Below are 2,655 nucleotides of genomic sequence, written 5' to 3' on the forward strand. Positions count from 1 at the left end.
CTGGTCCCGGCCTCGACAAAAATCCCCTCACCCGGAGCCGCTGCGCGTCTCCGACCTCTCCCGTAAACGGGAGAGGCAAAAAACGGTCGTGCTTACTTCATCGTCGGCATGACGAACTCCGCGCCGGCGCGGATGCCGGTGGGCCAGCGGGTGGTGATGGTCTTCATCCGGGTGTAGAAGCGCACCCCCTCCGGCCCGTGCATGTGGTGGTCGCCGAACAGCGACGACTTCCAGCCGCCGAAGGAGTGGAAGGCCATCGGCACCGGGATCGGCACGTTGATGCCGATCATGCCGACCTGGATCTGGCTGGCGAATTCGCGCGCGGCGTCGCCGTCGCGGGTGAAGATCGCCGTGCCGTTGGCGAATTCATGGCGGTTGATCCAGCCGGCCGCGGTCTCGTAGTCCGGCGCGCGGGCGACCGACAGCACCGGCCCGAAGATCTCCTCGCGATAGATCTTCATGTCGGTGGTGACGTGGTCGAACAGCGTGCCGCCGATGAAGTAGCCGTCCTCATAGCCCTGGCGGCGGAAGTCGCGCCCGTCGACCACCAGCTTGGCGCCCTCGGCCACGCCGGAATCGATGTAGCCGCGCACCTTGTCGAGATGCTGGCGGGTGACCAGCGGCCCCATCTCGGCCTCCGGGTCGGTGCCCGGGCCGATGGCCAGGGCCCGCACCCGCGGCTCCAGCCGCGCCAGCAGCGCCTCGGCGGTTTTCTCGCCGACCGGCACCGCGACCGAGATCGCCATGCAGCGCTCGCCGGCCGAGCCGTAGGCGGCGCCCATCAGCGCGTCGACCGCCTGGTCGAGATCGGCGTCCGGCATCACGATCATGTGGTTCTTGGCGCCGCCCAGCGCTTGGCAGCGCTTGCCGGTGCGCGCCGCGGTCTCGTAGATGTAGCGCGCGATCGGGGTGGAGCCGACGAAGCTGACCGCCGCGATGTCGGCGTCGAACAGCAGCGCGTCCACCGCCTGCTTGTCGCCATGCACGACGTTGAACACGCCGTCGGGCAGCCCGGCCTCCTTCAGCCATTCGGCCAGCAGCAGCGAGGCCGAGGGGTCGCGCTCCGACGGCTTCAGGATGAAGCAGTTGCCGCAGGCCAGCGCCACCGGGAACATCCACATCGGCACCATGGCCGGGAAGTTGAACGGGGTGATGCCGGCGACGATGCCGAGCGGCTGGCGCAGCGAGTGGCTGTCGACGCGGGTGCCGACATTCTCCGTCACCTCGCCCTTCAGCAGCTGCGGCGCGGCGGTCGCGAACTCGACCACCTCCATGCCGCGCTGGACCTCGCCGCGGGCGTCGCTCAGCACCTTGCCGTGCTCGGCGGTGATGGCGGCGGCCAGCTCGTCGGTCCGCTCCTCGACGATGCGCAGGAAGCGGTTGAGGATGCGGGCGCGGCGCAGCGGCGTGGTCGCCGCCCAGTCCGGGAAGGCCTGCTTCGCCGCGGCGACGGCGGCGCGGACATCGTCGACCGAGGCCAGGGGGACGCTGCCGCTCTGCTGGCCGGTGGCCGGGTTGAAGACCGGGGCGCTGCGCCCGCTGGCGCCCGGAATCCGGCGGCCGCCGATGAAATGCTGGATCTCGGTGGGCATGGTCGTCTCCTCCTCTGCTGCCGGCACCTTCCCGCTTTACCCGACGCGCATCAACGCACAGGATCGAGCAACCGTTGTGCGGGATTTGTAGTCGCTGGCAGGGATCAATGGACTGGGACCATCTGCGCGTCTTCCTGGCGGTCGCCCGGCACGGCCAGCTGCTGGCCGCGTCGCGCAAGCTGGGGCTGAACCATGCCACCGTGGCGCGCCGGCTGGACGCGCTGGAGGCGGATCTGGGCACCGTGCTGTTCGACCGGCGGCCGGCGGGGTCGGTGCTGACCCAGGCCGGGGAGCGACTGCTGCCGGTGGCCGAGGGCATCGAGACGGCGCTGCTGGGCGCGGCGGAGGGGCTGCGGGAGGACGAGGCCGAGGTGACGGGCACGGTGCGCATCGGCGCGCCGGACGGCCTCGGCAACCATTTCCTGGCGCGGGAGCTGGGGCGCTTCGCCCGGCAGTATCCCAGCCTGACGGTCGAGCTGGTGCCCCTGCCCCGCAGCTTCTCGCTGTCCCGGCGCGAGGCCGACCTGGCGATCGGGCTGGACCGGCCGGTGGAGGGGCGGCTGATCGTGTCGCGGCTGACCGATTACAGCCTCGGGGTCTACGCTGCGGCCGACTATCTCGCCGTGGCGGGCACGCCGAAGGACGCCGACGCGCTGGCCGGCCATGTGGTGGTGACGGGGGTCGAGGACTACGCCTACGCCCCGGCGCTGGACTATGCCTGGGCGCTGGAGGACCGGTCGCCGCGGCGCTTCCGCTGCGCCAGCGCCACCGGGCAGCTGGAGGCGGTGCGGGCCGGCATCGGCATCGGCGTGCTGCACGACTTCGCCGCCGCCGATGTGCCGGGGCTGGTGCGGATCCTGCCGGAGGTCGGGTTCCGCCGCAGCTATTTCATCCTGTCGCATCCGGACACGGCCGGGCTGCGGCGGGTGGCGCTGTGCCGCCAGTTCATCGCCCGCCGCTTCGAGGAGGAGCGGCGGCGGTTTCTGCCGTAGCGTTGTCGGCAGGGACGGCAGCATGCCGGGTGTCGTCGCGGATTGCCTCTCCCGCCTGGCGAGACCTTTTC

General features: G+C 71.3%; 2 protein-coding genes. One reads left to right on the plus strand and one right to left on the minus strand.

The window, feature by feature from the left end:
• Positions 1–92 precede the first annotated feature (92 nt).
• Entirely contained in the window at positions 93–1,592 is a 1,500-nt protein-coding gene (locus P409_RS31340; RefSeq protein ID WP_034847717.1) for a CoA-acylating methylmalonate-semialdehyde dehydrogenase, read from the minus strand.
• A gap of 107 nt (positions 1,593–1,699) precedes the next feature.
• On the opposite strand from P409_RS31340, the gene P409_RS31345 reads away from it, so the two are divergent.
• Positions 1,700–2,584, plus strand: coding sequence for a LysR family transcriptional regulator (locus P409_RS31345; RefSeq protein ID WP_034847721.1), 885 nt, complete (start codon positions 1,700–1,702; stop codon positions 2,582–2,584).
• Positions 2,585–2,655: the final 71 nt, after the last annotated feature.

Source organism: Inquilinus limosus MP06, assembly GCF_000767795.1.
GTDB classification, from domain to species: domain Bacteria; phylum Pseudomonadota; class Alphaproteobacteria; order DSM-16000; family Inquilinaceae; genus Inquilinus; species Inquilinus limosus_E.

Excerpts from the sequence above, each read along its gene's own strand:
- P409_RS31340 (WP_034847717.1), bottom strand. The coding sequence starts at position 1,592 with ATGCCCACCGAGATCCAGCATTTCATCGGCGGCCGCCGGATTCCGGGC.
- P409_RS31345 (WP_034847721.1), top strand. The coding sequence starts at position 1,700 with ATGGACTGGGACCATCTGCGCGTCTTCCTGGCGGTCGCCCGGCACGGC.